Below are 24,580 nucleotides of genomic sequence, written 5' to 3'. Positions count from 1 at the left end.
GATGGCTTCCGATCAGGTCGCGAGCTTGGAGAGGTCGGCCACGCGATTCATCGCTTGGTGCAGCGTGGCCAGCAAGCCCAGGCGGTTGGCGCGCAAGGCCGGGTCTTCGGCATTGACCATCACGCCGTCAAAGAAGGCATCGACAGGCGCTTTCAGGGCCGCCAGGGCCTGCAGCGAAGCCGCATAGTCGCCGGACGCAAAAGCCGCCTCAGCCTTGGGCGTCAAGGTTTTCAAGGCCTCGGCCAGGGATTTTTCGGCGGCTTCCTGCAGCAACTCAGGCTTGATGGCGGCCTCGACGGCGCCTTCGGCCTTCTTGAGGATATTGCCGACGCGCTTGTTGGCGGCCGCCAGGGCCGGCGCTTCGGGCAGCGCGGCAAAAGCGCGCACGGCGGCCAGGCGCTTGGCGACGTCGCCCAGGCGCTGGGGGCGCAGCGCCAGTACGGCGTCGACCTCTTGCGCGCTGTAGCCCTGCTCGCGCAGGGAGCCGGCCAGGCGGTCGTAGATGAAATCAACCAGGGCGACGGAGGCGTCCTGGATCTTGTCGCCGAACACCGGCTGCGCGCTTTCGACCAGTTCGGCCAGGCCCAGCGGCAGGTCTTTCTCGACCAACATGCGGATCACGCCCAGCGCATGGCGGCGCAGCGCAAACGGGTCCTTGTCGCCGGTCGGCAGGTTGCCGATGCCGAACATGCCGACCAGGGTCTCCAGCTTGTCGGCCAGTGCAACGATCAGGCCCACGCTGCCGCGCGGCAGCTCGTCGCCGGCAAAACGCGGCTTGTAGTGGTCTTCGATCGCATCGGCCACATCGGCGCCCAGGCCGTCGTTGAGCGCGTAGTAGCGGCCCATGGTGCCTTGCAGCTCGGGGAACTCGCCGACCATGTCGGTCACCAGGTCGGTCTTGGCCAGTTCGGCGGCGCGCTGCACGCCGGCCACGTCGGCGTTCAGGCGCTTGGCGATGGCCTCGGCAATCGCGCGCACGCGCTGCGTGCGCTCGCCCTGGGTGCCCAGCTTGTTGTGGTAGACCACCTTGCCCAGGCCTTCGACGCGCGAAGCCAGGGTTTTCTTGCGGTCCTGGTCAAAGAAGAACTTGGCATCGGCCAGGCGCGGGCGCACCACGCGCTCGTTGCCGCCAATCACCGCGCTCGCGTCGCCGGGGCTGATGTTGCTGACGACCAGGAACTTGTTGGTGAGCTTGCCCGCGGCGTCGAGCAGCGGGAAGTATTTCTGGTTGGCCTTCATCGTGAGGATCAGGCATTCCTGCGGCACGCCCAGGAATTCTTTCTCGAACTCGCAGACCAGCACATTGGGGCGCTCGACCAGCGCGGTCACTTCGTCGAGCAGCGCATCGTCTTCAATGGCCTTGACGCCGCCGCCGACCTTGGCCGCGGCGGCCGCCAGTTGCCTGGCGATCTCGGCCTTGCGCTCGGCAAAGCTGGCGATCACCGCGCCGTCTTTTTGCAGGGTCGCGGTGTAGCTGTCGGCGTCTTTCAAGACGACCGGGTCCACGGCGGCCTCAAAGCGGTGGCCGTGCGTGCTGTTGCCGGCCTTCAGGCCCAGCGCCTCGATGGCCACCACGGTGCCGCCGTGCAGCGCGACCAGGCCGTGCGCCGGTCGCACAAACTTCACGTCGCTCCAGCCGTCGGCCAGCTGGTAGGTCATGACTTTGGGGATCGGCAGTTTGGCAATCGCTTCGAGCACGGCTTTTTGCAAGCCCTCGGCCAGCGTCGCACCCTTGACGGTGCTGTCGTAGAACAGCGCCTCGGCCTTGCCGTCGGGCGCGCGCTTGAGGCCGGCGACCGCCGACGCGTCGGCGCCCAGGGCCTGCAGCTTTTTGAGCAGCGCGGGCGTGGCATGGCCGGAGGCGTCCAGCCCAACGGCCACGGGCATGAGTTTTTGCGAAACGGCCTTGTCGGCGGCCTGGGCCGCGACTGCCGTGACATGCGCGGCCAGGCGGCGCGGCGAGGCAAAGGCGGTGAGCGCCGAAGCATCGGCCGTCAGGCCCTGGGCCTTGAGCTGCTCGAACAGCACGCCGGCAAAGGCATCCCCGAGTTTTTTCAGCGCCTTGGGCGGCAGTTCTTCGACAAACAGTTCTACGAGCAGGTTTTGGGTTGTCATCGTCATCGCTCTCACGCAGCCTTCTTCTTCATGCTTTCAACCCATTCACGCGGCGCCAGGGGGAAACCCAGGCGTTCGCGGCTTTCGTAGTAACTTTGCGCCACGGCGCGCGCCAGGTTGCGGATGCGGCCTATGTAGGCGGCGCGCTCGGTCACGCTGATGGCGCCGCGCGCATCGAGCAAATTGAAGCTGTGCGCAGCCTTGAGCACTTGCTCATAGGCCGGCAGGGCCAGCTGCACCTCAATGAGGTGCTTGGCCTGTTTTTCATGCGCGCTGAAGGCGGTGAACAGGAAATCGGCGTCGCTGTGCTCGAAGTTGTAGGTGGACTGCTCGACCTCGTTTTGTTTGTAGACGTCGCCGTAGCTCAGCTTGGAGCCGTCGGGCCCTTCGGTCCAGACCAGGTTGTAGACGTTGTCCACGCCCTGCAAATACATGGCCAGGCGTTCCAGGCCGTAGGTGATTTCGCCGGTCGCGGGCTTGCAGTCTATGCCGCCGACCTGCTGGAAGTAGGTGAACTGCGTGACTTCCATGCCGTTGAGCCAGACTTCCCAGCCCAGGCCCCAGGCGCCCAGCGTGGGGTTCTCCCAGTCGTCCTCGACGAAGCGGATGTCGTTTTTCTTGAGGTCAAAGCCCAGGGCCTCGAGCGAGCCGAGGTAGAGCTCCAGGATGTTGGCGGGCGCCGGCTTGAGCACGACCTGGTACTGGTAGTAGTGCTGCAGGCGGTTGGGGTTCTCGCCGTAGCGGCCGTCCTTGGGGCGGCGGCTGGGCTGCACATAAGCGGCTTTCCAGGGCTCGGGGCCCAGCGCGCGCAGAAAGGTCGCGGTGTGCGAGGTGCCGGCGCCGACCTCCATGTCATAGGGCTGCAGCAGCGCGCAGCCCTGGGCGTCCCAGTAGGACTGCAGCTTCAAGATGATTTGCTGGAAAGTGAGCATAGGAATGGGTTCAGGACAAAAGCGCGGCGCCTGTGCAGGCGCCGGAAAGGCAAGGCCGCATGGGCGGCAGTGCTAAACCGTTCATTTTACGCGGCGACGGCGCGCGGGCGCCGCAGCGGCGGCGGGCGGCACATGCCAGGCCGGCCCGTCCTTGAAGGCCTGCGCCAGGAAATCCACCATCACGCGAACCTTGGCGCTCAGGTGGCGGCGGCTGGGGTAGACGGCCAGCACGTCGATGTCGGGCATACGGTAGCCCGGCAGCAAGGGCAGCAGGCGCCCTTCGCGCAGGTCGTCGCCGACCAGAAAGGCCGGCTGCCAGATGATGCCCTGCCCGGCCAGGGCCGCTTCGCGGGCCGTGTCGCCGTTGTTGGCATGCATGACGTACTGGACCTTGACCTTGTGCGGGCGCGCCTGCTCGTCGACGAAATGCCATTCATTGGCGGTGGCCGCATAGGTGTAGCCCAGGCAACGGTGCGCGGCCAGGTCGGCCGGCACCCGGGGGCTGCCGTGCTGCTTGAGGTAGGCGGGCGCGGCGCAGACGATGTTGCAGGAGGTGGCCAGCTTGCGCGCCGCGTGGGCGGCGGGGCCGGCGCGCGAGATGCGGATGGCGAGGTCGTAGCCCTCTTCGACGATGTCGACCACGCGGTCGCTGAGCGCGATGTCGAGCTCCACGCCGGGATAACTTTGCATGAAGCGCGGCCACAGCGGCGCCAGCTGGCGTATGCCGAAGCTCACGGGAGCGTTGATGCGCAGGCGCCCGCGCGGCTGCAAGGTGGCCGACGAGGCCAGCGCTTCAGCGTCGGCGACCTCCTCGAGGATGGATTTGCTGCGCTCATACAGCGCTTCGCCGCTTTCGGTGAGCGAGAGCCTGCGTGAGCTGCGGTTGAGCAGGCGCGTGCCCAGGTGGGCTTCCAGCTCGTTGATGTAGCGCGTGACGTTGGCCGGCGAGGTGTCCAGCGCATCAGCCGCGCGCGTGAAACTGCCGCGCCCCACCACGGCGGCAAATACCTCAAAGGCTCGCAAACGGTCCATGACGGCGTCTCCAGTGCTTGACATTCATAAAACCTGAATGATTAAAACACTTTTCAGGCCTTCTTCTTAGAGAACATGAACCGTACATTGGACCCATCGGCAAGCCGGAAGGCTCGCCGAACCAGAAAACCCTTCAACAAACGACTCCAGGAAACTGATATGACCACCGCACAAACCTCCTCCTTCACACCCCGTTTTGCCAACAAGACCGTGCTCGTCACGGGCGGCAACAGCGGCATTGGCCTGGCCACGGCGCTGCAATTCGCCGCACAAGGCGCCCGCGTCGTCATCACCGGCCGCGACGAGGCCACGCTGAATCAAGCCAAAGCCCAACTCGGCGAAGGCGCCATCGCGCTGCGCAACGACGCGGGCGAAAGCGGCGCCGCCCAGGCGCTGGCCGGCGCGCTGCGCGCCCAGGGCATCACGCTGGACGCGATCTTCATCAACGCCGGCGTCGCGAAGTTTTCGCCGCTGGAAGGCGTGGACGAAGCGCTCTGGGACCAGACCTTCAACGTCAACGTGAAGGGCGCCTTCTTTGCAATCCAGGCGCTGTCGCCGCTGCTGAACACGGGCGCCGCCGTCATCCTGAACGGCTCCATCAATGCCCACATCGGCATGCCGAACTCCAGCGTCTATGCCGCCAGCAAGGCCGCGCTGATTTCACTGGCCAAGACGCTGTCGGCCGAGCTGGTGGTGCGCGGCATACGCGTCAATGTGGTGAGCCCCGGCCCGGTGACGACACCGCTTTACGGCAAGCTGGGCGTGCCCGCCGACCAGCTGGATGCGCTGGCCGCCGGCATCCAGGCGCAAGTGCCGGTCAAGCGCTTCGGCACGCCCGACGAGGTGGCCAGCGCCGTGGTTTACCTGTCGTCGCCCGACGCTGCCTTCATTGTGGGCACCGAACTGATCGTCGACGGCGGCATGAGCCAGCTCTAAGCAACCAGGCCCCACCGGCCCATGAAAAAAGGGCGATGCCGTTACCGGCATCGCCCTTTTGTCTTTACGCCCCGGAAAGGCTCAGTACTGCCAGAAGATGCGCTGCAGTTCCTTGCTGTCCACGTTCTTCGTCAGGGCCACGGCGGCCAGGATGCGGGCCTTTTGCGGGTTCAGGTCGTGCGCGACCACCCAGTCGTACTTGTCGTCGGGCTGTTCGGCGTTGCGCAGCACAAAACCTTCGGGCACACGCGAGGAGCGCACCACCTGTATGCCCTTGGCGCGCACTTCCTGCAGCACGGGAACGATGCGGTCGGCCACCGAGCCGTTGCCGGTGCCGCCGTGGATCAGGGCCTTGATGCCGGTCTTGGCGACGGCGTCCAGGGCGGTGCGCGAGACGTTGCCGTAGCCGTAAACGATTTCCACCGGCGCCAGCGCGTCGAAGTCGTCGATGTTGAACTCGGACTGCGCGGTGTGGCGCTTGACGGGCGCGCGGAACCAGTAGTTGTTGCCTTCCACCACCATGCCCAGCGGGCCCCACTGGCTCTTGAAGGCCTCGGTCTTGATGTTGATGGTCTTGGTGACGTCGCGCCCGCTCTGGATTTCATCGTTCATGGTGACCAGCACGCCCTTGCCGGCCGCATCCTTGCTGGCGGCCACGCTGACGGCGTCAAACAGGTTGAGCGCGCCGTCGGCCGACAGCGCCGTGCCGGGACGCATGGAGCCCACCACCACGATGGGCTTGCTGGTGCGGATCACGAGGTTCAGGAAATAGGCGGTTTCTTCCAGCGTGTCGGTGCCGTGGGTGACGACAATGCCGTCCACGTCGGACTGCTTGACCAGCGCCGAGATGCGCTTGCCCAGCTTCATGAGGTTGTCGTTGGTAAAGCTTTCCGAGGCGATCTGCGAGACCTGCTCGCCTTTGACGTTGGCGATGTTGGCCAGCTCGGGCAGGCCGGCCAGCAGCTTGTCGACCGGCACTTTCGCGGCGGCGTAGGTGGCGCTGTTCAGGGCCGAGGCGCCGGCGCCGGCAATGGTGCCGCCGGTGGCCAGGATCACGACATTGGGTTTGCCGGCGGTTTGCGCCAGCACGGAGGCTGGCGTGCCCAGCGCGGTGAAGGCGACGAAGCCGAGCCCGGCGCCCATTTTCAGGAGGGTGGAAGCGATTTGCATGAGATATCCCAGGAAGGTGAAATAGTTCTGCCGGGTCGCGGGCCTTGAAAGACAGCTGTGAAAAAGTGTCAATGCCTTGGCCCGCGTCCCGATGTCTCCTCCGGCACCAGGCCAAAGGTGGCTCATCGTAGCCAGACCATCAAAAAGCGGCGATGCATAATGTAACGAGGGGTATGAATGAAACTCACACCCCACAGCAACCCACCCCTTTTCCCCGCTCCGGCACCCGGCACCACGATGAACCTCAGGCAACTTGAAGTCTTCCAGGCCGTCATGCAGACGGGCAATATGAGCGCCGCCGCGCGGCTGATCTGCATCACGCCCTCGGCCGTCAGCAAGACCATTTCACACACCGAGCTGCAGCTGGGTTACAAGCTGTTCACGCGTGGCAAGGGCTCGCTGGCGCCCACGCCGGAGGCGCGGGTGCTGTTTGAGGAATCCGCGCAAATCCACCAGAAGCTGGACGGGCTCAAGCGCATGGCCGTCAACCTGCGGCAGGCGGCCGACGGCCAGGTGCGGCTGGCGGCCATCCCGTCCATCAGCCACGAATTTTTACCGCTGGTGCTGGAGCGGCACATGGCGCGGTATCCGCGCGTGCGCGTCGAGGTGCGCACCTTGCACCAGGACCAGATGGTGCAGGCCCTGCTGACGCGCGGCGTGGACTTCGCGCTGGGCTTTTACGAACACCCGCACCCGCTGCTGACCAGCACGACGCTGGTGAGCGGGCCGCTCTACCTGGCCGTCACGCGCGAGATCTGGCAGCGCGCGGTGCGCGCGCGCCGGCAGAACCCGATGTCCTTCCTGGCCGGCATGCCGCTGATACGCCTGGTGGGCGAGGACCCGATGTGCAGCTCGATCGACGAGCTGGCCCGCCACCTGGGCCTGAGCGCCCCGGCGGGCCTGCAGGTGCAGACCTCGCGGCTGGCGCTGGAGCTGGTCAGGCGCGGCATGGGCTGGACGGTGGTGGACTTTCTCACGGCCAGCAACCTGGACCCGGCCTCGCTGACGGCGGTGCCGCTGCATGAGTTCGCCCATGCGCCGCTGCAGATGTATTTCGCCACCAGCACGCCGCCGGGCCAGGATGCGCTGCGCATGCTGGAGATGCTGCCTGACCTGTTACATGGCGTGATGGCATCAACAAGCTAACCCACCCCTTCGGACGCCCTAAGTTCGCCCCTTCAGCAGGGGCCGCGGAACTGGCTTCGCCAGGCCGCTGGCGCCGCCCCTGGAAGGGGGAAGGCGCTACACGCAGTGAGCGTCCGACGGGGTGAGCCAGTCTAGCGACGGCGGAACAAGAGTGCCAGAACCGCGATACCCAATCCCAGCCCCCACAACGGCCACAGGCCGTAACGCGACACCCACTCGGCATAAGGCGTGATGCCGTTGCGGCCCTCGACCTCGCCGACCAGCGCGCCGCGCGTGTGGCGCTCCAGCGAATACGTGACCTTGCCGGTATGGTCGATGATGACGGTGGCGCCGGTGTTGGTGGCGCGGATCATGGGGCGGCTGAATTCGAGCGCGCGCATGCGCGAGATCTGCAGGTGCTGGTCTATCGCCACGGTGTTGCCGAACCAGGCGATGTTGCTGACGTTGACAAAAATCGTGGGCGCCAGCGCCGGGTCGGCAAAACGCGCGCCCAGCTCTTCGCCGAACAGGTCTTCGTAGCAGATGTTGGGCGCCAGCCGCTGGCCTTTCCATTCAAAAGAAGCCTGGCCGACCGCGCCGCGGTTGAAGTCGCCCAGCGGGATGCGCATCATGTCGATGAACCAGCGAAAGCCGGGCGGAACGAATTCGCCGAAAGGCACCAGGTGGTGCTTGTCAAAGCGGTAGAGCTCGGGCTGCCCGGGCTTGAAGCCGACCACCGAGTTGGCATACCCGGCCTGGGGGCTGCCCACGGGCATGCCGACCAGTGCCGCCTGCTGCCCGGTGGCAAAGCGCGACTGCAGCGCCCGCCAATAACCGTCGGGCAACTGCATGGGCAGCAGCGGAATGGCGGTCTCGGGCGCCACCACCAGCGGCGTCTTCGCGTCGCGCAGTTGCTGGCCGTACCACTGCAGTGCGGTGGCCACGCCGGTGCCGCTCTGGAATTTTTCGTTCTGCGGGATGTTGCCCTGCAGCAGCGTGACCTGCAGCGGCTCGGCGGCCGCATTGGAACCCGCCGCCCCCGGCAAGGCGCTTTGCACCGGCAGGTAGGACAGGACAAAGCAGGCCAGCACGATGGCGATCGCGGTCACCCACTGCATGCGGGAAGCGCGCAAGGCCATGGCCAGCCAGGCGGCGGCCAGCGCCGCCAGGAAGGTGATGCCGTGCACGCCCACCCAGGCCGCCAGCGGCCTGGCCCAGCCGTCCACATGGGCGTAGCCGCCCTCGCCCCAGGGAAAGCCGGTGAAGAATTCGACGCGGGCCAGCTCGGCCAGCAGCCATAGCGAGGCGAACACCAGGGCGCGCGGCAGCTTGCGGCGCGGCGCCAGCCGCACAAAAAGCGCGCCCGCCGCAGCGTAGTACAGCGACAAAAAGGCCGCGAGCAGCACCACGGCCAGCACCGTCAGCGGCGCGGCCAGCCCACCGTAGAAATGCATGGAAATGAACAGCCACCAGAAAGTGCTGCACAGCATGGCCGTGCCGAAGGCGACGCCCAGCCAGGCGGCGCGCTTCATGGAGCGGCAGCTGTCGATCTGCGCGGCGAACAGGAACATCGCCAGCAGCTGCATGCCGCCCAGGGGCTGGCCCTGCAGGAAGGCGAAATCAAAGGGCCAGGCCATGCTGGCGGCATGCAGGCAACCCGCGACCAGGACCATGACCAGCTGGAAGGGCGAGAAGCCCTTGCGCGGCGGCAGGTTGCGCGCATGCTCGAGCAAGGCGGGCAAGGTCGGCAGGTGGGACATCATGCTGTGGATCGAGTCCCGTGCCATATATTGCCCTCTTTACTTTATTGTGTGTGTCGTCAGACGCCGGCGGATACCGGCGATACCTTGAACCAGCGCACCGCGCCACCTTTGGTGTGCAGCACCGTGAATTGCAGGCCGGCCAGCGCGTAGTGTTCGCCGCGCTTGGGCACATGGCCCATCTCGTGCGCCACCAGCCCGCCTATGGTGTCGAAATCGGTTTCCGGCAGCGTCACGCCGAAAGCCTCGTTGACACGCTCTATCGAGGTGTCGCCGCTGACCCGGTAGGTGTGGTCGGTCAGGCCGAAGATGTCGCCCTCGTCCTCGGCAATGTCGAATTCGTCCTCGATCTCGCCGACGATCTGCTCGAGCACGTCTTCAATCGTGATCAGGCCGGCCACGCGGCCGAACTCGTCGATCACGATGGCCAGGTGGTTGCGGTTGCCGCGGAACTCGCGCAGCAGGTCGTTCAGGCCCTTGCTTTCTGGCACAAAGACGGCAGGGCGCAGCAAGGCCTTGATGTTGAGTTCGGGCGCGCGCTGCAGTTTCAGCAAATCCTTGGCCATCAGGATGCCGAGGATGTTTTCCTTTTCGCCTTCATAGACGGGAAAACGCGAGTGGGCGGTGTCTATGACCAGGTGCAGCAACTCGTCGAAAGGCGCGTCGATGTTGATCACGTCCATGCGCGGCGCCGCCACCATGACGTCGCCGGCCGTCATGTCGGCCATGCGGATCACGCCCTCGAGCATCTCGCGGCTCTGGGCGCCAATAACGTCATTGTCCTGGGCCTCCACCAGGGTTTCGATCAACTCGTCTTTCGAGTCGGGACCTGGGTGGAGCATTTCAGCGAGCTTTTGCAGAAAGCCTCGCTTGTCTTCTGGCCTGGAAGACCGACTGGGGGGAACGTCGGACACGTGATGGCGGTCGGTAGTTGTGAAGGGGGTAAGGATAGCTGAAATCTTTGATGGTGAGGGTGGGGCGGCAGGGTTTACAGGAAATTTCTCCTGCCAACCTTTTGTGACTGGGGCTGTGGTGCTACTTGTTTGATAGCAATTGAGTATGGAGTGGGGGATGAACGAAATCTTTGGTTGTATCGGTTGCTTGGGCCGGGTCTTGCTCCGGCCTTGCGCGCCCCTGCCCTTTGCATAGGCTTGCTGGCCGGGTCTCGCCCCGGCGGGCGACTTACTTTCTTTTGCTTCGCCAAAAGAACGTAAGCAAAGAAAAGGCGACCCGCAGTCTGGGTCCCTCCGCTGCGCTACGGGCAACCTGCGGTGCTCGACTACGGCGGGGTCTCGCGCAAACTCGCCTTCGGCTCAGACAAGCGCGATCCCTGATCCGCCTACGTCTGCGCTCCTCGGCCCAGCCAGGACGGGACAATCGGGAGCGGGGACAAAAGAGAAATACCAAAGAACAAACCAAGACAAACAAGGACACGCCATGGCGTGTCCTTGTGGTTTCAGGTATTCGGGATTCTGTCTTCGGCTGTTGGCTGTTGGTAGTCGGGCCCCTTGTGTATGCGCCGAGGAGCGCAGGTCCAGACGGATAAGGGCAAAAACGTGTTTGAGCGAAGCGAGTTGTTTTTGACCCCGTCTGGACCGAGCACCACAGGCTGCCCGTAGCGAAGCGAAGGGTCGCAGACACCAGGGTCGCCTTTCTTTTGCTTACTTTTCTTTGGCGAAGCAAAGAAAAGTGAGTTGCCGCCGGGCAACCCCGGCCAACCGCCCTCAGCAGAGAGACAGCCCGACCGGCCAGGTCACCCAAACTACATGGGCATCCGGTCCCTACCGTCCCGCACCCCTTGCCGCACTTCCTGGATCACCCCCAGCAAGTCCCAGAACTGCTTGGCCTGGACCTTGAGGCGGTAATCGGTCTGGGCGATCTGCTCTTCGACCATTTCGGTCATGCGCGAATCCAGGTCGGCCGGGGGCAGCTTGAGGTAGGCCTCGCTTTCGGAGCCGTCGCGCACGATGGTGGCGCCGGCCTTGCGGGCGATGTTGAGCATGGCGGTGTTTTCGCTGAGCGCGTGGATGAACATCATGTCGACGCCGTCGTTGCGGGCGTGCATCACGGCGCGGTCGAACAGGCGCGAACCGTAGCCCCGGCCGCGGGCCTGGGCCAGCACCGAGACGCCGAATTCGGCGCAGCTCTTGAGGTTGGGGTCGGTCGAATGCGCCAGGTGGGCCATGGCGATCAGCTGCAGCTTGCGGTTGTAGATGCCGAAGATCTCGTCGCGGTCGAAGTTCAGGCTGTCGACATAACGGCGCACCTGCTCGTCATTGGCTGCGTAGCCGAAGCGCAAATAACGGTCGTGTTCGCCCAGGGCCAGCAAATGGGTGGCGATGCGTTCCCCGTGGCTGGGGCCTATGGAACGGATGGGGACCATGACTGGCTGGACATGCGGGGCGGCGGCAGGCTGCTGCTGGGGCGGGCGCGTCTCTGCTACAGGCGGGCGGAAGAACTCCTTGCTCGCGTTGTAGGATGCTTTTAAAAGTGTGCCGGGTGAAACCATGGCTTCAATATAAGGGTTTTCCCTAGAATTCCCAGCCTAGGGGCTTCTCAAAGGACCTCAATAGGGAGGCCAGCCAAAACCAGGCACCTGGCCCGTCAATAGGACTCAATAAGCTATCAAAATCATAGTGAATCGGCTTTGGAGGGAAAAATGTTGCATCGCAACAACAAAATTCAGGCCCGCGTCCTGCCAAATCCAGCACACAGCCATTGGCTACCCGATTGTTGACGCGGGGCTGACTCGCCCAGACCTCACAAAGGCACGGCTGTGGTTGCCTTGACCCGGTCCAGTACAAAGCTGGTTTTGCAGTCCTGCACGCTGGGGTGCTTGAGCAGGGTGTCCATGATGAAGCGGCTGTAGTGGGCCATGTCCTCGACCAGTACACGCAGCAAATAGTCCATTTCCCCTGTCAGCGCCGCGCATTCGGCCACCTCGGGCCAGGTCTGCACGCTGGCACGGAACAAGTCCATGGGGTTGCGCTTGTGGCTTTCGGTGTGCTTTTCGAGCCGTACGTTGAGGTAAGCCGTCAGGCCCAGGCCCACGGCCTCGGGTTTGACCAGCGCCACATAGCGGTCTATGACGCCGCTTTCCTCGAGCCGCTTGACGCGCCTGAGCACCGCGCTGGGCGAGAGGCCCACCTGCTCGGCCAGCTGGTCGTAGGTGGCGCGGCCGTCATCCTGAAGTTTGCGCAGAATCTGGCGATCGAGCTTGTCGAGTGTTTCCATTCCGCTTATTTTGCAGGTTTACTGCGTTACAAGCAATTCAAACGCCCTATTTCGCAGTAAAACTGATGGGCGGCGCCGCTAAAGTCCCATGCATACCCCCAACATTCTGGAGACATGCATGAACGCACGCAGCGACGCCGCCCTGAACTTTGAACAAGGCGCGGCTTGGGACAACCCCATGGGCACGGACGGCTTTGAGTTCATCGAATACGCCGCCCCCGACCCGGCCGCCATGGCGGCGCTGTTTGTGCGCATGGGCTTCAAGCCGATCGCCAAGCACCGCCACAAGAACGTGACGCTGTACCGCCAGGGCGGCATCAACTTCATCCTGAACGCCGAGCCCGATTCCTTCGCGCAGCGCTTTGCGCGCCAGCACGGCCCCAGCGTCTGCGCCATCGCCTTTCGCGTGAAGGACGCCAAATTCGCCTATGAGCGCGCCATCTCGCTGGGCGCCTGGGGTTATGCCCACACGGCGGGCCCGGGCGAGCTCAACATTCCGGCCATCAAGGGCATCGGCGACTCCATCATTTATTTCATCGACAAATGGCGCGGCAAGAACGGCGCGCAGCCCGGCGACATCGGCAACATCGGCTTTTACGACGTGGACTTCGAGCCCCTGCCCGGCGTCGAGGCCGATGCGCTGAACCCGGCGGGCCACGGCCTGACCTATATCGACCACCTGACGCACAACGTGCACCGCGGCCGCATGGACGAATGGGCGGGCTTTTACGAGCGGCTGTTCAACTTCCGCGAGATCCGCTACTTCGACATCGAAGGCCAGGTCACCGGCGTGAAAAGCAAGGCCATGACCAGCCCCTGCGGCAAGATCCGCATCCCGATCAATGAAGAGGGCAACGAGAAGGCCGGCCAGATCCAGGAATACCTGGACCGCTACCAGGGCGAGGGCATACAGCACATCGCCATGGGCAGCAACGACCTGTTCGCCACGGTGGACGCGCTGCGCGCCAGCGGCGTGAAGCTGCTGGACACCATAGACACTTATTACGAGCTGGTCGACAAGCGTATCCCGGGCCACGGCGAAAGCGTGGCGGACCTGAAGAAGCGCAAGATCCTGGTGGACGGCAAAAAGGGCGCGTTGCTGCTGCAGATCTTCAGCGAAAACCAGCTGGGGCCCATCTTCTTCGAGTTCATCCAGCGCAAGGGCGACGACGGCTTCGGCGAGGGCAATTTCAAGGCGCTGTTCGAGAGCATCGAACTGGACCAGATGCGCCGCGGGGTTCTGGCGGACGCAAAGGCAGCCTGAAAAGCGGGGGCACAATAAAGCTCCCATCGACCACCCCCTTACGGAGATTGCCATGTCCCTTCGCCTGAAACTGCAACGCCCTCTGGCCCTGCTCGGCCTCGCCTCGGCATCGCTGCTCGCCTGCGGCGCCGCTTCGGCCCAGACCGCGTCCAGCCTGGACGCCGTGCAAAAAGCCGGCGTGCTGCGCATCTGCACGCCGGGCGACTACAAGCCCTTCAGCTTCCAGAAGCCGGACGGCAGCTTCGAGGGCATAGACGTGGACCTGATGGCCTCGTTGACGGCCAGCCTGGGCGTGAAGCCGGAATGGGTCAAGACCAGCTGGTCCAACCTGATGCCCGACATGACGGCCGGCAAATGCGACTTGGCCGTGGGCGGCATTTCGGTGACCACCGAGCGGCAGAAGAAGGCTTTTTTCAGCGCCCCTTATATGGTCAACGGCAAGACGCCTATCGCGCGCTGCGCCGACGTGGCCAAGTACCAGACGGTGGCCGACATCGACAAGCCGACGACGCGCGTGATCTTCAACCCGGGCGGCAGCAACGAGCGTTTTGCCCGCGCCAACTTCAAGCAAGCGCAGATGCGGCTCAACCCCGAGAACCTGACGATTTTTGACGAAATTCTGGCCAACCGCGCCGACGTGTTCGTCACCGAATCGGCCGAGGCCATCACCCAGCAAAGGCTCAAGCCGGGCCTGTGCGCGATCAACCCCGACAAGCCGCTGCAGTACGGCGAAATGGCCTACCTGCTGCCGCGCGGCGACGTGCCCTTCAAGGCCTACGTCGACCAGTGGCTGCACCTGGCGCGCGCCAGCGGTGAATACCAACGTGTGGAGAGCCAATGGCTGAAGTAGCCGACAGCAAAAGCAATAGCACCCCGCCGCCGGCGGTGTACGGCCAGTCCGACCGGCCGCCGCGCGGCGACTATGCGCGCGGCGGCCAGGTCAACGCGGACTACACCTGCCCGCAAAATTACGCGGCCTATACCGCGCAGGACCACGACACCTACCGGCGCCTCTACACGCGCCAATCGGCCCTGCTGGCGGGACGGGCCTGCAGCGCCTTCATCAAGGCCCTGCCCAGCCTGGGCGCGAGCGACGCGATCCCGCGCTTCGAGGACATCAACGAACGCCTCTTCAAGGCCACCGGCTGGCAACTGGTGGGCGTACCGGGGCTGATTCCCGAGGTGCCGTTCTTCACGCTGCTGGCGAACCGCAAATTCCCAGTGACGGACTGGATACGCACACCGGTCGAGTTCGACTACATCGTCGAGCCCGACATCTTCCACGACCTGTTCGGCCATGTGCCGCTGCTGTTCGACCCGAGCTACGCCGACCACATCCAGGCCTACGGCAAGGGCGCGCTGAAGGCGCATGCGCTGGAGCACGGCACCCATGGGACGCAGCCGATTCCCGGCGCGGTCGAGATGCTCTCGCGCCTGTACTGGTACACCATTGAGTTCGGCCTGATGCGCGACAAAAAAGGCGGCGACGACGTCCGCGCCTACGGCGCCGGCATCCTGAGCAGCCCGGGCGAGCTGGCCTGGAGTGTGGAGTCGTCCGAGCCCAAGCGCATCCCGCTGCGCGACAACGCCGAGCTGCTGCGCTGCATGTCCTCGACCTACAAGATCGACACCTTCCAGCAGCAATACTTCGTGATCGACAGCTTTGAGGCGCTGTTGCGCCTGACGGAGCCGGACTTCACGCCTTTCTACAAAGAGCTGGCCCGGACGCAGGCTGCGGCCTAAGCGGGGCTGGCCATCCAGTCGTTCAGTGCGTGCCGGGTCCGCTCGGCCAGTTCGCACACCCGCGCCACCTGCTGGCCCGCATCGGCCGGCCACTGGCCCTGCAGGCAGGACTGCTCGAGCACAAAACAGGCATCGCTGAGGGCCTCGGCGCCCACGTTGGACGCCGCGCCCTTGAGGGCGTGCGCGGCGCGCGAGAGCTCGGCGCTGTCCGAAGCCTCCAGCGCCGCGCGTATGTCGTCGATGCGGTTGGGCGCGTCGCTGGCGAACAGCGCGATCACCTCGCGCGTCATGCTGCGCTCCTCGTCGTCGAATTCCTTGAACTGCTCCAGCCGGCTCCAGTCCATCAGGACCACTGAAGGTGCCCCGGCTTGCGGCGATGTGCCCTGGGCCGGCATGGCTTCGGCCGCCATGATTCTCGCGGCGCCGGCATCCTCGGGCTTGCGGGCGTAGCGGGCCAGCGCCTCCGACAGCTCGTCGATGCGCAGCGGCTTGGGCAGGAAACCCACCATGCCGGCCGCCAGGCAGCGCTGGCGATCCTCTTCGAGCACCGAGGCCGTCAGCGCGATGATGGGCGGCGCGGCCGCGCCGTGGGCCGCGATGATCTCGCGCGAGGCGGCAAAACCGTCCATCACCGGCATGTTGGCGTCCATCAGGACGGCGGCATAGGGCCGCGGGCCGTCGCGGCTGCTCACGCCGCCTTCGGGGCGCAGCGAGGCGGCCACCCGGTCCGCCGCCTCGCGCCCGTTGAGGGCGGTGGCGGCCTCGTAGCCCAGCTTGGCCAGCATGGCCAGGGCCACCTTGAGGTTCACGGCGTTGTCGTCGGCCACCAGGATGAACTGGTTGCGCGATTCGACCTTGCCGGCTTCGGCCACGGCCTTGGCCGCTTCCGGCGCCGAGGTGATGCGGGCGATGGCCTCGAACAGCTGGGACTGCCGGTAAGGCTTGAGCAGGCGCGCGTCGAACACCTTGGCCTGCTCGCCGGTGGGCATGGTGCCCGAGGTCAGCAGCACGATGCGGGTGCCCGGGTGGCGCTCGCGCAGGGTCTGCGCAAAAGTCTGGCCGTCCATCTCGGGCATGTGCATGTCGGTCACCACCACGTCCACGGGCGGCTGGCTGCGCAGCCAGTCCAGCGCCTCGCTGGCGCGCTCGAACAGGGCGGGCTCCATGCCCCAGCGCCTGAGCTGCTTGTCGAGGATGCGCAGGTTGACCGGGGTGTCGTCCACCACCAGCACACGCTTGCCCGCCAGGCTGACCATGTGCAGCGAGGACAGCTGGGCGATTTCCGGCGCATCGGCATAACCCAGCCGCGCGGTGAACCAGAAGGTGGAGCCCTGGCCGGGTGCGGACTCCAGCCCGACGCCGCCGCCCATCAGGCCGGCCAGGCGTTTGCAGATGGCCAGGCCCAGGCCGGTGCCGCCGTATTTGCGGGTGGTGCTGGTATCGACCTGGGTGAAGGACTGGAACAGCGCGGACTGCCGGTCCAGCGGAATGCCTATGCCGGAATCCTTGACGCGGAACTCGATCAGCCCGCCGCGCTCGGGGGTAGCGTCCTCCAGCACGTGGGCCGAGACGATGACCTGGCCGCGCTCGGTGAACTTGACGGCGTTGTTGACGAAGTTCAGCAGCACCTGGCGCAGGCGCGTGACGTCGCCGCGCACCCAGGTGGGCAGTTCGTCGCCCATGTCGACCAGCAGCTCCAGGCCTTTTTCGCGCGCGCGCGGCGCGCCTATGTCGCAGGCCTCCTCGATGGTGGCCAGCAGGTTCAGCGGCTCGTTTTCGAGATCCAGCTTGCCGGACTCGATCTTGGAAAAATCCAGGATGTCGTTGATCACACCCAGCAGCTGGTCGCTGGAGACGCGCATGGTGTGCAGGTAGTCGCGCTGCTCGGGGTCCAGCGGCGTGTCGGCCAGCAGGGTGGTCATGCCCACCACGCCGTTGAGCGGGGTGCGGATCTCGTGGCTCATGGTGGCCAGGAAGGCGGCCTTCGCGCGCGCCGCGGCGAGCGCCTCCTCGCGGGACGCCGCCAGCTCGGCGGTGCGGCTGGCGACCCGCGCCTCCAGCGTCTCGTTGGCGTCCTGCAAGGCGATGTTCTGCGCGTCGATGGCCGCGCGGTTGCGCAGGATTTCCTCGGCGCTGTCGTGCATGGCCTGCGACAGCTGCCGCACCTCGGTGATGCGGGCGTTTTGCTGCACCTGCGGCACCTCGGCGCGCGCCAGCTGCGCAGCGGCGATGCTCAAGCCCCGGAAGCGCCGGCTCAGGCGGTAGGCCAGCCAGGTCGCCAGCCCCGCGCCCAGCACCAGCGCGAAGGCCATCACGGCCAGGGTTTTTTGCAGGGCGGCCTGGCTGGCGGCGGCAAAGTCGCTTTCGGGTGCGGCCACCACCAGGCTCCAGCGCAGCCCCAGGCTCTCGCCGAAGGGCTTGAGCACCACGATCAGGGTATCGCCCTCCATGGGCACACGGTGCAAAAAAGCCACGCGCTGCACGCTGTCGGGCAGCGTCCTGCCCAGGCTGGAGGCCACTTCGTTGTAGGCGCTGCGAACGATGGGGTTGCGGCTGTCCATCGGTCGCCTGCGCTCAAGCTTGCCCTGCGCCGCGGAGAACAGCGGGTCTATGGTGGAGTTGGCGACCAACAAGCCGTTCTCGTCGAGCAGGAAAGCCGTACCGTGGGCACTGAAGACCATGGTCTGCAGCAGTTCCTTGAGACGCGCCAGGTGCAGGTCGACAGCGAAGACGCCCAGCGAGCCGCCGTCCGCGCCGTAAACAGGCTGCGACAGGGTGATCAGCAGCTGGTTGTGGGCTTCCGAAGGCGCCACGGCGGTAAAGCTGCGGCCCTTGTTCTCCATCGCTCCCTGGTACCACGCGCGGGTGCGGGGCTCATGGTTCGCGGCCTCGGTGCTGGTTTTTTGCCGGCGGTCGCCGGCATATTCGGCGGAAAAGAAGGTGCGGCCCTGACCGCCTTCCTTGCGCACCGCCACCTGCGTGGCGTGGCCGCCGCCCGAGGCAAGCGCCTCGACGCCCAGGTATTCACCGCGATGGGTGGCCAGGACCATGAGGGGCACCTGGGGCGTCATGCGGGTCATGGCAAAGGCGGTCTGCTCGAACAGGGCGGGGTTCTGGATCAGCTGGCGCGCGCGCGCCACGCCGGCCTCGCCGGGCTGGTCCTGGACCAGGCCGTTGAGCACGACGTGGGCCTGCGCCAGGTGCTCCTGGGTGCTGATCTGCGCCCGCTGCGCCACGCCGTCCACGGTTTTTTCGGCCAGTGTCTGCACGCTTTGCAGGTTGCTGCGGTACAAAAACCAGCCCACGGTGGCGGCCGGCACCAGCGAAAACAGCAGCAGGCTGGTGACCAGCACCGCGCGCAGCGACCAACTGCGCCCGCGCAGGCTGCCTGCCGCGGCTGCCACCTGGGGCGTGGTCATGCCAGCCCCACGATTTCCACGGTATCCAGCGGCTTGGCGCGTCCCGCGATCTGCACCAGCGCGCGGCGGCCGGTGCGCACCGCGCCGGTCACCAGCCGCGTGGCCTGCACGCTGGCGGCGATGGTCCAGTCCAGCGAGGGCTGGCCCTGGAACAGCCTGAGCGCGGCGGCCACCGTGTCGCCTATGGGCGTGGTCTGGCCGGAGCGGCCTATCAGCCCGTCCAGGCGCGCAAAAGCGACGGGGCCGGTGTGCAGGGCCACGCCCAGGGCGAAGTTCGGCAGGCCCCGCTCCGGAAAGCGCTGGCGCACATAGGTGTCTATGCGCTTGGTGGCATCGGCCAGCCCCAGGGCCGCGCGAATGGCGCGCAGGCCGTGGTTGACCGACTGGGTGTCGGCGGCGTCGACAAACACGCACAACATGCCGTCGCCGACAAACTGCATGTAATGCGCGCCGAACAGGTAGACGGTGTCGCCGACGCTGCTGTAGAGCCGCTTGACGACGTCGCTGAGTTCCGGGCCGGAAAGGCACTGTGTCCACAGGCCGTAGTCGCGCATGTCGGCGAACAGCACCGTGGCGCTGGCGAACTTGTCGTTGTCCTGCACCGCGCCGGTCTCGGGCCACTGCTGGCTCAGCGACTGCGCCATGCGCATCTCGTAAAGGTCGCTGATCTTCTGGCCCTGCTCCACCAGCGCCAGCTGGACGGCCTTGTCCACCACCTGGGCACGCATGGCCTCCGCCCGGGTGAGCTTGTTGAGCTGGGCGTTGACCGCCTCGCGCAGCTCCTGCGGGGCAAAGGGCTTGGTCAGGTAGTCGTCGGCGCCGGTGGTCATGCCCTGGCGCATGTGGGTGCGGTCCTGCAGCGAGGTCAGCAAAATCACGGCGGTGGTGGCCAGCGCGTCGTCGTTGCGCACCCTGTCGAGCACCTCGAAGCCGTCCAGCTGGGGCATCTGGATGTCGCTGACCACCACGTCCGGCCTGAATTCGCGGATCAGTTCCAGGCCCTTGGCGCCGTCGTCGGCCTCCATGACCTCATGGCCTTCCTTCTTGAGCACCTGGGTGACCAGCATGCGCGTGCCTGCGTCATCATCAATCACCACGATCAAGGGCATATACCGGACTCTCGCTGTTGTGTTCTGGGGGATTCAGGGACCTAGGGCCCTTATTTTGTCGGCAATGGCCCGGAAAAGCGCGCTGCAAGGGCACTCTTCAAAGCGGTTTTTTTTCACAAGCGCCAGATCGGGTCTAATTCTTTGCCTACCGGGTAATCCCTCCTACAAAAAGAGGGCGTAATAGTTTGTTACTTCGCTTACGATATCCTTCCAAATGAGGAGTTTTTCCCTTATCCACGAAATGACCGGTTTTCGGGGGGAAACAAGGCTCCTGACAAGAGGCGCTCAACGCCCGTAGCAGAGTTACAAAAACACCGCGGTCATTCCATCAATCGAAACAGCAGGAGAAATCTATGGGTTATTTCATGAAAGAACACGACATCTACATCGGAACGATGCTGGATGAATTGAACCTGCGCTTTGCGCCCTCGCAGGGCAAAGAGTCGCATTTCGGCGGCATCCTGGAAATGGTCGCCCTGCAAAAGGAGTTCAAGCTCTTCAAGAAGGGCCGTTCGTTCAAGATGAGCTGCGCCGCGCTGAACCTGGGCGCCCGCAACAACGAGGTCAAGAACCTCTGGCAGAACCTGCTGGGCAACCTGTACCGCCATGGTTCCAACAAAAAGGGCCTGGACGGCGACGCCGCCATCGTGGACGCCCTCATCAAGAACCTGGCCGCCAAGACGCCCTTGCCGGTCTATTTCACCTCCCACGACATGCGCGGCGACAAGTCGAACACGGAAGTGAAGATCATCGACAAGAGCCAGCCCATCCACTACCTGGAACAGGACTACCTGACGATCTCCATCCCCATGCAGCCGATTTCGGCGGCCAAGAAACCTGCCGACAAGCCGGCGGCCAAACCTGCTGCCAAGCCAGCGGCCAAGAAACGCGCCAAGAAATAAGCCGTCTGGCCGATTGCCGCGATGACCGGGCACCTGTCCGCTGAACCCGCCTTGGCGGCTTTGCATTCGGCGATTGGCCAGTACTACACGCAAAAGGTCGAAACTTACGGCCCGACCCCCTTGGGGGTGGACTGGCCGTGCCGGCCGACGCAGGAGCTGCGCTTCGTGCAACTCCTGCGTTTGTGCGACTTTTCAGCGCCCTTCTCCCTGACCGACGTCGGCTGCGGCTACGGCGCTCTGCTGGCATTTCTGGCCAGGCGGCACCGGCGAAAGGAGATCAGCTATCTGGGCGTGGATTTATCCGAGGCCATGATTGCGCAGGCACGGCGGTTGTGGCGTAAGCGCGGCAACGCGGAATTTGCCGTCGCCAGCAAGAGCCCCCGCGTGGCGGATTACTCGATTGCCAGCGGTATCTTTAATGTGAAGCTGGACCAGTCTGACGCACTCTGGACCGAGTTCGTTGCGCAAACGCTGGCCGCGCTGCGGCTTACCAGCCGCCGCGGCTTTGCCGTCAACTTTCTCGCGCCACTGACTGACGGCGCAGACCCGAAGCCCGAGCTCTACAGGGCCCCGTCGTCCGTCTGGCGCGACCACTGCGCGCGGGAGTTCGGCGCCGGAGTGGAGGTGCTGGACAACTACGGCATGCGCGAGTACACCCTGCTGGTGCGGCTACCCTGAGCTACGGACTCAGTTCCCCATCAACTGCAAAACGCGGCCGCGCTCGCTATGCAGGGTCTGCTCATAGATCTTGGCGCCCGTCAGGCGAATCAGCTGCTCGGCCTGGTTAAAGAGTGAAAGCGCCTCCTGCCAGGAACCGGCATCCGCTTTCTGGCTCAAGACTCCTCCGCAGACGAGCAGCGCGCGGCACTCGGCCAGCCGGTTGTTGCGGGGTTTGGATATCCCGATGTTTTCCCTGGCAGCCTCCAGGGCCAGCTCAAGATTGCCCGATTTTTGATGGCACTCCGCCAGGCAGGCCCGAATTTCCGCCTCAAATTCCACCGCCACCCCTGTGCTCGAAATAAGATTCAAGGCCGCAGCAAGACTCTCCTGCGCAGCGAAGAAATCTCCCGCGCTGGCTTCGGCCAGCCCCGAGCACCAGAGCGCAAAGATTTTTGAGTAGGGACTGGCATATTGCTGCGCAAGATTCACGACGACAGTGACGTGTTCCTTGGCAAGCATGGTATTTTGCGTCGCAGCCGCAAGCTCCACATGCAGGTGGTGGGCGATCTGTCCGATCACGGGATCGCCCGGACCGTCATCGGCCGACAGCATCTTTTGCAGGCATTCCCTGGCGTCGTCGAAACGTCCCATGCGGATCAGCAGGCGCGCGCGAATGCCGAGCACCCATTGCTCAATGCTGAAATCGATGAACTCCCGGTCGAACTGGTCGATGCTTGCGACGCCCTGCATGGCAGCGTCGTTGGCCGCCAGGCCTTGCTCCAGCAGGCCCGCCCAGGCATAGGCCTGGCTCAGGGCCACGTTCAGCATCGCGACCCGGCCGGCATCCCTGCCAGGCGGTGTGAGGGACAAGGCCTTGAGGACGCACTCCACATAATCATCAGCCGCGCCGCCGCCGGACTGCAGAATCCGCCCCTGGGCGAACAGCAGCAATTGCACCAGCCGGCTGTCGGCCTCGCTGGCATGGCCTATGGCCTCCTGGGTGATCTTCTGGACCTCTTCGGGACTCAAGCCCTCCCGCCAGCCCAGGTAGACGATTCTTCCGCCGGCCAGGGCCCGCAGGCTGTTGACCTGCGGCGAGCGCTCCTGCCCGTCCAGCAGGGTCCAGACCTTGCGCCAGTGCTTGATGGCCTGCGCCGAGTTCGTGGAGCCGGTCCACTTCGCGGCGCGCGCCTCGTGCTGCGCCGCATTGAGCAATTGCCCGGCGGCTTCGTAGTGGTAGGCGATCAGCGCGGCGAACTCGCCCGGCTGCGCGCTGTAGTGCGCCTCCATGGCGATCGCGACCGCGGCGTGCAGGTTGGCGCGCCGCGCCTTGAGCTGCGTGCTGTAGGCCACCTCCTGGATGAGCGGGTGGCGAAATGCGAAACGCCGCCCGCCCGCGATCTCGCGCAGCAGCTGCAGCAGCTCGGCCTCGCACAAACCGTCCAGGCCGCTCTCCAGCTGGCTCACCAGGTACACGGCGACATCCTGCAGCACGGCCAGCGGAATTTCCTTGCCGATCACGGCGCAGACATGCAGCAGCGTTCTCTGGGTGACCACCAGCCGGTCTATGCGTTCGCCGATGACGGCCTGCACGGTCGCCGGCAGGGCATGCGCCAGCGAGGCGACATCGGATTTTTTCTGGCTTGAAGCCGCCAGTGCGGCACTCTTTTCAATCAGGGAGTGCGCCAATTCCTCGGCAAAAAAAGGATTCCCGGCGGAGCGTTCCACGATCAGCGGGAAAAAATCGAGCAAGTCGGGGTAATGCCTGAGCCGCTCGCGCACCAGCTCTTCCGTATCGGACAAACTCAGGTCCGCCAGCTGAATCGCCCGGAAGTGGCGCATCGTCCACCAGGGCGCCTGGTAGCCCGGCCGGTAGTTGAGCAGCAGCAGTGTCCTGGTTCCGGCGACGGCGGCAACCAGGGCCGAGAGGAACTCCGCGCTGGCATCGTCCAGCCAATGAAGGTCTTCGAAAACAATGACGGAGGTGGCGGCGCCAGCCTGCTTCACCAGTTCATGCAGCAAGCCCAGCAGCCGGGCACGCCGCGCCTTGGGGTTGAGGGTGCAAGGCTGGCTGTTCGCGCCGGCCACGCCGAGGAACTCGCTGAGCAAGGCGAGGTCGTCCGCAGAGACGGCGCCCAGCTTTGCGAGCCCCCGCACAATGCATTCCCGCGCAGCTGCGGCATCGTGCGCCGGCGTGATGTGGAAAAAACAGCTGCGCAGCAACTGAAGGACCGGCTGCAAGGGGGTGGCATGGCCGTAAAGCTGTGTCCTGACCTCGAAGACGGGCACGTGGCGCAGATGGCACCACTGGGCAAATTCGTGGCAGAGCCGGCTCTTGCCTGAGCCGGGCGCGCCTGACAGGCCAATCACGGAACCTTCGCCGTTCTCGGCATTGCGCAGCGCGTCCTGCAACGCGGCCAGCTCTTGCGACCGTCCCCGAAAAAGCGACAGCGCCGCCTCATGGAAGCTGTGGTTCTGCACGTCGTTTTTCATGCCCAGCAGGGCGTGCAATTCGACGGGCTCGGTGATGCCCCGCAGCGGATGTTTCCCCATGGGCCGGACGTCGCAGGCCGAGCGCACCAGCGCCAGGCAGTCGGCCGTCATGCAGATTCCGCCGGGCTCAGCCAGGGCCACCACGCGGCTGGCCAGGTGAATCGCGTGGCCGTGCACGCCGCCGCCCCGGGTGGCGTCAACCGCCTCGGGGTCCAGGGCAACCTGGCCCGAATGCAGGCCGACCCGTATGCGCAGGCTCGAGTCGGGGCCCTCGAAGGCCGCCTGCATCGCCAGCGCGGCCTCGCAGGCCAGGCTGGCATGGCCTTCCAGCGCGCGGGGCACGCCGAACAAGGCCATGATGCCGTCACCCAGCGTGCGCACGACGGTGCCGCCGAAACGCTCCACCGCATTGCACATGCGCTGCACGGCGGGCCGCAATTGCTCCATGGCCTGCTCGGGGTCCAGGCCGGCCACATGCTCCGTAGAACTGACGACGTCTGCAAAAAGAATGGTGGCGTGCTTGAGTGCACCCCACTGGATTTCAGAGACCGGCGAGGGCAAATTGGACGGCTCTTGCACACTGAGCCCGAAAGCGGCGCCACAGTTACCGCAGAACCGGTTGCTCACCGGATTCACGGTCAGGCACGAAACGCAGCGCAACGACATCTTCTATTTATCCCTCTCCA

18 protein-coding genes are annotated in these 24,580 nt (G+C 65.2%); 7 read left to right on the top strand and 11 right to left on the bottom strand.

Annotated elements, in window-relative coordinates:
• Window positions 1–12: 12 nt before the first annotated feature.
• The 3 genes from glyS to AC1DUN_RS16830 all read right to left on the bottom strand — a co-directional run bounded on the left by glyS (window position 13) and on the right by AC1DUN_RS16830 (window position 4,079).
• Window positions 13–2,115: a glycine--tRNA ligase subunit beta gene (gene glyS / locus AC1DUN_RS16840; RefSeq protein WP_477714955.1), complete on the bottom strand. Its 2,103-nt coding sequence runs from the start codon at window positions 2,113–2,115 to the stop codon at window positions 13–15.
• A gap of 11 nt (window positions 2,116–2,126) precedes the next feature.
• A complete protein-coding gene (gene glyQ / locus AC1DUN_RS16835) occupies window positions 2,127–3,047 on the bottom strand; it encodes a glycine--tRNA ligase subunit alpha (protein WP_413328895.1) in 921 nt (306 codons plus the stop codon).
• An 81-nt stretch (window positions 3,048–3,128) separates the two neighbouring features.
• Window positions 3,129–4,079: a LysR family transcriptional regulator gene (locus AC1DUN_RS16830; RefSeq protein WP_477714954.1), complete on the bottom strand. Its 951-nt coding sequence runs from the start codon at window positions 4,077–4,079 to the stop codon at window positions 3,129–3,131.
• Window positions 4,080–4,238: 159 nt separating this feature from the next.
• Here AC1DUN_RS16830 and AC1DUN_RS16825 point away from each other — a divergent pair, with 159 nt between their 5' ends.
• A complete protein-coding gene (locus tag AC1DUN_RS16825) occupies window positions 4,239–5,015 on the top strand; it encodes an SDR family oxidoreductase (RefSeq protein WP_477714953.1) in 777 nt (258 codons plus the stop codon).
• An 81-nt stretch (window positions 5,016–5,096) separates the two neighbouring features.
• Here the strand turns inward: AC1DUN_RS16825 and AC1DUN_RS16820 are convergent, their stop codons facing one another.
• The gene (locus tag AC1DUN_RS16820) at window positions 5,097–6,158 is read right to left on the bottom strand and encodes an asparaginase (RefSeq protein WP_477715138.1); all 1,062 of its coding nucleotides are present in this window, start codon (window positions 6,156–6,158) and stop codon (window positions 5,097–5,099) included.
• Window positions 6,159–6,422: 264 nt separating this feature from the next.
• Between AC1DUN_RS16820 and AC1DUN_RS16815 the strand changes: the two genes are divergently transcribed.
• Complete coding sequence (locus AC1DUN_RS16815) at window positions 6,423–7,331, top strand: LysR family transcriptional regulator (RefSeq protein WP_477715137.1); 909 nt, start codon at window positions 6,423–6,425, stop codon at window positions 7,329–7,331.
• Window positions 7,332–7,462: 131 nt separating this feature from the next.
• On the opposite strand, the gene lnt is transcribed toward AC1DUN_RS16815, so the two are convergent.
• The 4 genes from lnt to AC1DUN_RS16795 all read right to left on the bottom strand — a co-directional run bounded on the left by lnt (window position 7,463) and on the right by AC1DUN_RS16795 (window position 12,304).
• On the bottom strand, window positions 7,463–9,097 hold the full coding sequence (gene lnt / locus AC1DUN_RS16810) for an apolipoprotein N-acyltransferase (RefSeq protein ID WP_477714952.1): 1,635 nt from the start codon (window positions 9,095–9,097) through the stop codon (window positions 7,463–7,465).
• A 32-nt stretch (window positions 9,098–9,129) separates the two neighbouring features.
• Window positions 9,130–9,912 (bottom strand): HlyC/CorC family transporter, encoded by a 783-nt coding sequence (locus AC1DUN_RS16805; protein ID WP_477662477.1) that lies wholly within the window; start codon window positions 9,910–9,912, stop codon window positions 9,130–9,132.
• Between the two features lie 920 nt (window positions 9,913–10,832).
• Window positions 10,833–11,579, bottom strand: coding sequence for an N-acetyltransferase family protein (locus tag AC1DUN_RS16800; protein WP_477714951.1), 747 nt, complete (start codon window positions 11,577–11,579; stop codon window positions 10,833–10,835).
• 251 nt (window positions 11,580–11,830) lie between these two features.
• On the bottom strand, window positions 11,831–12,304 hold the full coding sequence (locus AC1DUN_RS16795) for an Lrp/AsnC family transcriptional regulator (protein ID WP_007867295.1): 474 nt from the start codon (window positions 12,302–12,304) through the stop codon (window positions 11,831–11,833).
• A 118-nt stretch (window positions 12,305–12,422) separates the two neighbouring features.
• Here AC1DUN_RS16795 and hppD point away from each other — a divergent pair, with 118 nt between their 5' ends.
• Genes hppD through phhA form a run of 3 tightly spaced genes read left to right on the top strand, consistent with a single transcriptional unit; the run spans window position 12,423 to window position 15,311 of the window.
• Complete coding sequence (gene hppD, locus AC1DUN_RS16790) at window positions 12,423–13,568, top strand: 4-hydroxyphenylpyruvate dioxygenase (protein WP_477714950.1); 1,146 nt, start codon at window positions 12,423–12,425, stop codon at window positions 13,566–13,568.
• Between the two features lie 52 nt (window positions 13,569–13,620).
• On the top strand, window positions 13,621–14,418 hold the full coding sequence (locus tag AC1DUN_RS16785) for a transporter substrate-binding domain-containing protein (RefSeq protein ID WP_074579891.1): 798 nt from the start codon (window positions 13,621–13,623) through the stop codon (window positions 14,416–14,418).
• A complete protein-coding gene (gene phhA / locus AC1DUN_RS16780; RefSeq protein WP_477714949.1) occupies window positions 14,406–15,311 on the top strand; it encodes a phenylalanine 4-monooxygenase in 906 nt (301 codons plus the stop codon). The genes AC1DUN_RS16785 and phhA overlap by 13 nt, the downstream gene beginning before the upstream one ends.
• Here phhA and AC1DUN_RS16775 read toward each other — a convergent pair.
• Window positions 15,308–18,730 carry a response regulator gene (locus AC1DUN_RS16775; RefSeq protein ID WP_477714948.1) on the bottom strand — a complete coding sequence of 1,141 codons (3,423 nt, stop codon included), beginning with the start codon at window positions 18,728–18,730 and terminating at the stop codon, window positions 15,308–15,310. The genes phhA and AC1DUN_RS16775 overlap by 4 nt on opposite strands.
• Window positions 18,727–19,839, bottom strand: coding sequence for a response regulator (locus AC1DUN_RS16770; RefSeq protein ID WP_477664510.1), 1,113 nt, complete (start codon window positions 19,837–19,839; stop codon window positions 18,727–18,729). Before AC1DUN_RS16770 ends, AC1DUN_RS16775 begins: the two co-directional genes overlap by 4 nt.
• A 365-nt stretch (window positions 19,840–20,204) precedes the next feature.
• Between AC1DUN_RS16770 and AC1DUN_RS16765 the strand changes: the two genes are divergently transcribed.
• Window positions 20,205–20,741 carry a hypothetical protein gene (locus AC1DUN_RS16765; protein WP_477714947.1) on the top strand — a complete coding sequence of 179 codons (537 nt, stop codon included), beginning with the start codon at window positions 20,205–20,207 and terminating at the stop codon, window positions 20,739–20,741.
• Between the two features lie 21 nt (window positions 20,742–20,762).
• Window positions 20,763–21,419, top strand: a complete 657-nt coding sequence (locus tag AC1DUN_RS16760) for a class I SAM-dependent methyltransferase (protein WP_477714946.1) — start codon at window positions 20,763–20,765, stop codon at window positions 21,417–21,419.
• Between the two features lie 9 nt (window positions 21,420–21,428).
• On the opposite strand, the gene AC1DUN_RS16755 is transcribed toward AC1DUN_RS16760, so the two are convergent.
• Window positions 21,429–24,455, bottom strand: a complete 3,027-nt coding sequence (locus AC1DUN_RS16755) for an ATP-binding protein (RefSeq protein ID WP_477714945.1) — start codon at window positions 24,453–24,455, stop codon at window positions 21,429–21,431.
• Window positions 24,456–24,580 lie beyond the last annotated feature (125 nt).

This window comes from Polaromonas sp. P4_F6, assembly GCF_056401275.1.
This window is presented reverse-complemented; position numbering and strand designations above follow the sequence as displayed.

What these genes read in the sequence shown, in the direction of transcription:
- glyS (WP_477714955.1), bottom strand. Translation starts at nt 2,115, where the DNA reads ATGACAACCCAAAACCTGCTCGTAGAACTGTTTGTCGAAGAACTGCCG.
- glyQ (WP_413328895.1), bottom strand. Translation starts at nt 3,047, where the DNA reads ATGCTCACTTTCCAGCAAATCATCTTGAAGCTGCAGTCCTACTGGGAC.
- AC1DUN_RS16830 (WP_477714954.1), bottom strand. Translation starts at nt 4,079, where the DNA reads ATGGACCGTTTGCGAGCCTTTGAGGTATTTGCCGCCGTGGTGGGGCGC.
- AC1DUN_RS16825 (WP_477714953.1), top strand. Translation starts at nt 4,239, where the DNA reads ATGACCACCGCACAAACCTCCTCCTTCACACCCCGTTTTGCCAACAAG.
- AC1DUN_RS16820 (WP_477715138.1), bottom strand. Translation starts at nt 6,158, where the DNA reads ATGGGCGCCGGGCTCGGCTTCGTCGCCTTCACCGCGCTGGGCACGCCA.
- AC1DUN_RS16815 (WP_477715137.1), top strand. Translation starts at nt 6,423, where the DNA reads ATGAACCTCAGGCAACTTGAAGTCTTCCAGGCCGTCATGCAGACGGGC.
- lnt (WP_477714952.1), bottom strand. Translation starts at nt 9,097, where the DNA reads ATGGCACGGGACTCGATCCACAGCATGATGTCCCACCTGCCGACCTTG.
- AC1DUN_RS16805 (WP_477662477.1), bottom strand. Translation starts at nt 9,912, where the DNA reads ATGCTCCACCCAGGTCCCGACTCGAAAGACGAGTTGATCGAAACCCTG.
- AC1DUN_RS16800 (WP_477714951.1), bottom strand. Translation starts at nt 11,579, where the DNA reads ATGGTTTCACCCGGCACACTTTTAAAAGCATCCTACAACGCGAGCAAG.
- AC1DUN_RS16795 (WP_007867295.1), bottom strand. Translation starts at nt 12,304, where the DNA reads ATGGAAACACTCGACAAGCTCGATCGCCAGATTCTGCGCAAACTTCAG.
- hppD (WP_477714950.1), top strand. Translation starts at nt 12,423, where the DNA reads ATGAACGCACGCAGCGACGCCGCCCTGAACTTTGAACAAGGCGCGGCT.
- AC1DUN_RS16785 (WP_074579891.1), top strand. Translation starts at nt 13,621, where the DNA reads ATGTCCCTTCGCCTGAAACTGCAACGCCCTCTGGCCCTGCTCGGCCTC.
- phhA (WP_477714949.1), top strand. Translation starts at nt 14,406, where the DNA reads ATGGCTGAAGTAGCCGACAGCAAAAGCAATAGCACCCCGCCGCCGGCG.
- AC1DUN_RS16775 (WP_477714948.1), bottom strand. Translation starts at nt 18,730, where the DNA reads ATGACCACGCCCCAGGTGGCAGCCGCGGCAGGCAGCCTGCGCGGGCGC.
- AC1DUN_RS16770 (WP_477664510.1), bottom strand. Translation starts at nt 19,839, where the DNA reads ATGCCCTTGATCGTGGTGATTGATGATGACGCAGGCACGCGCATGCTG.
- AC1DUN_RS16765 (WP_477714947.1), top strand. Translation starts at nt 20,205, where the DNA reads ATGAAAGAACACGACATCTACATCGGAACGATGCTGGATGAATTGAAC.
- AC1DUN_RS16760 (WP_477714946.1), top strand. Translation starts at nt 20,763, where the DNA reads ATGACCGGGCACCTGTCCGCTGAACCCGCCTTGGCGGCTTTGCATTCG.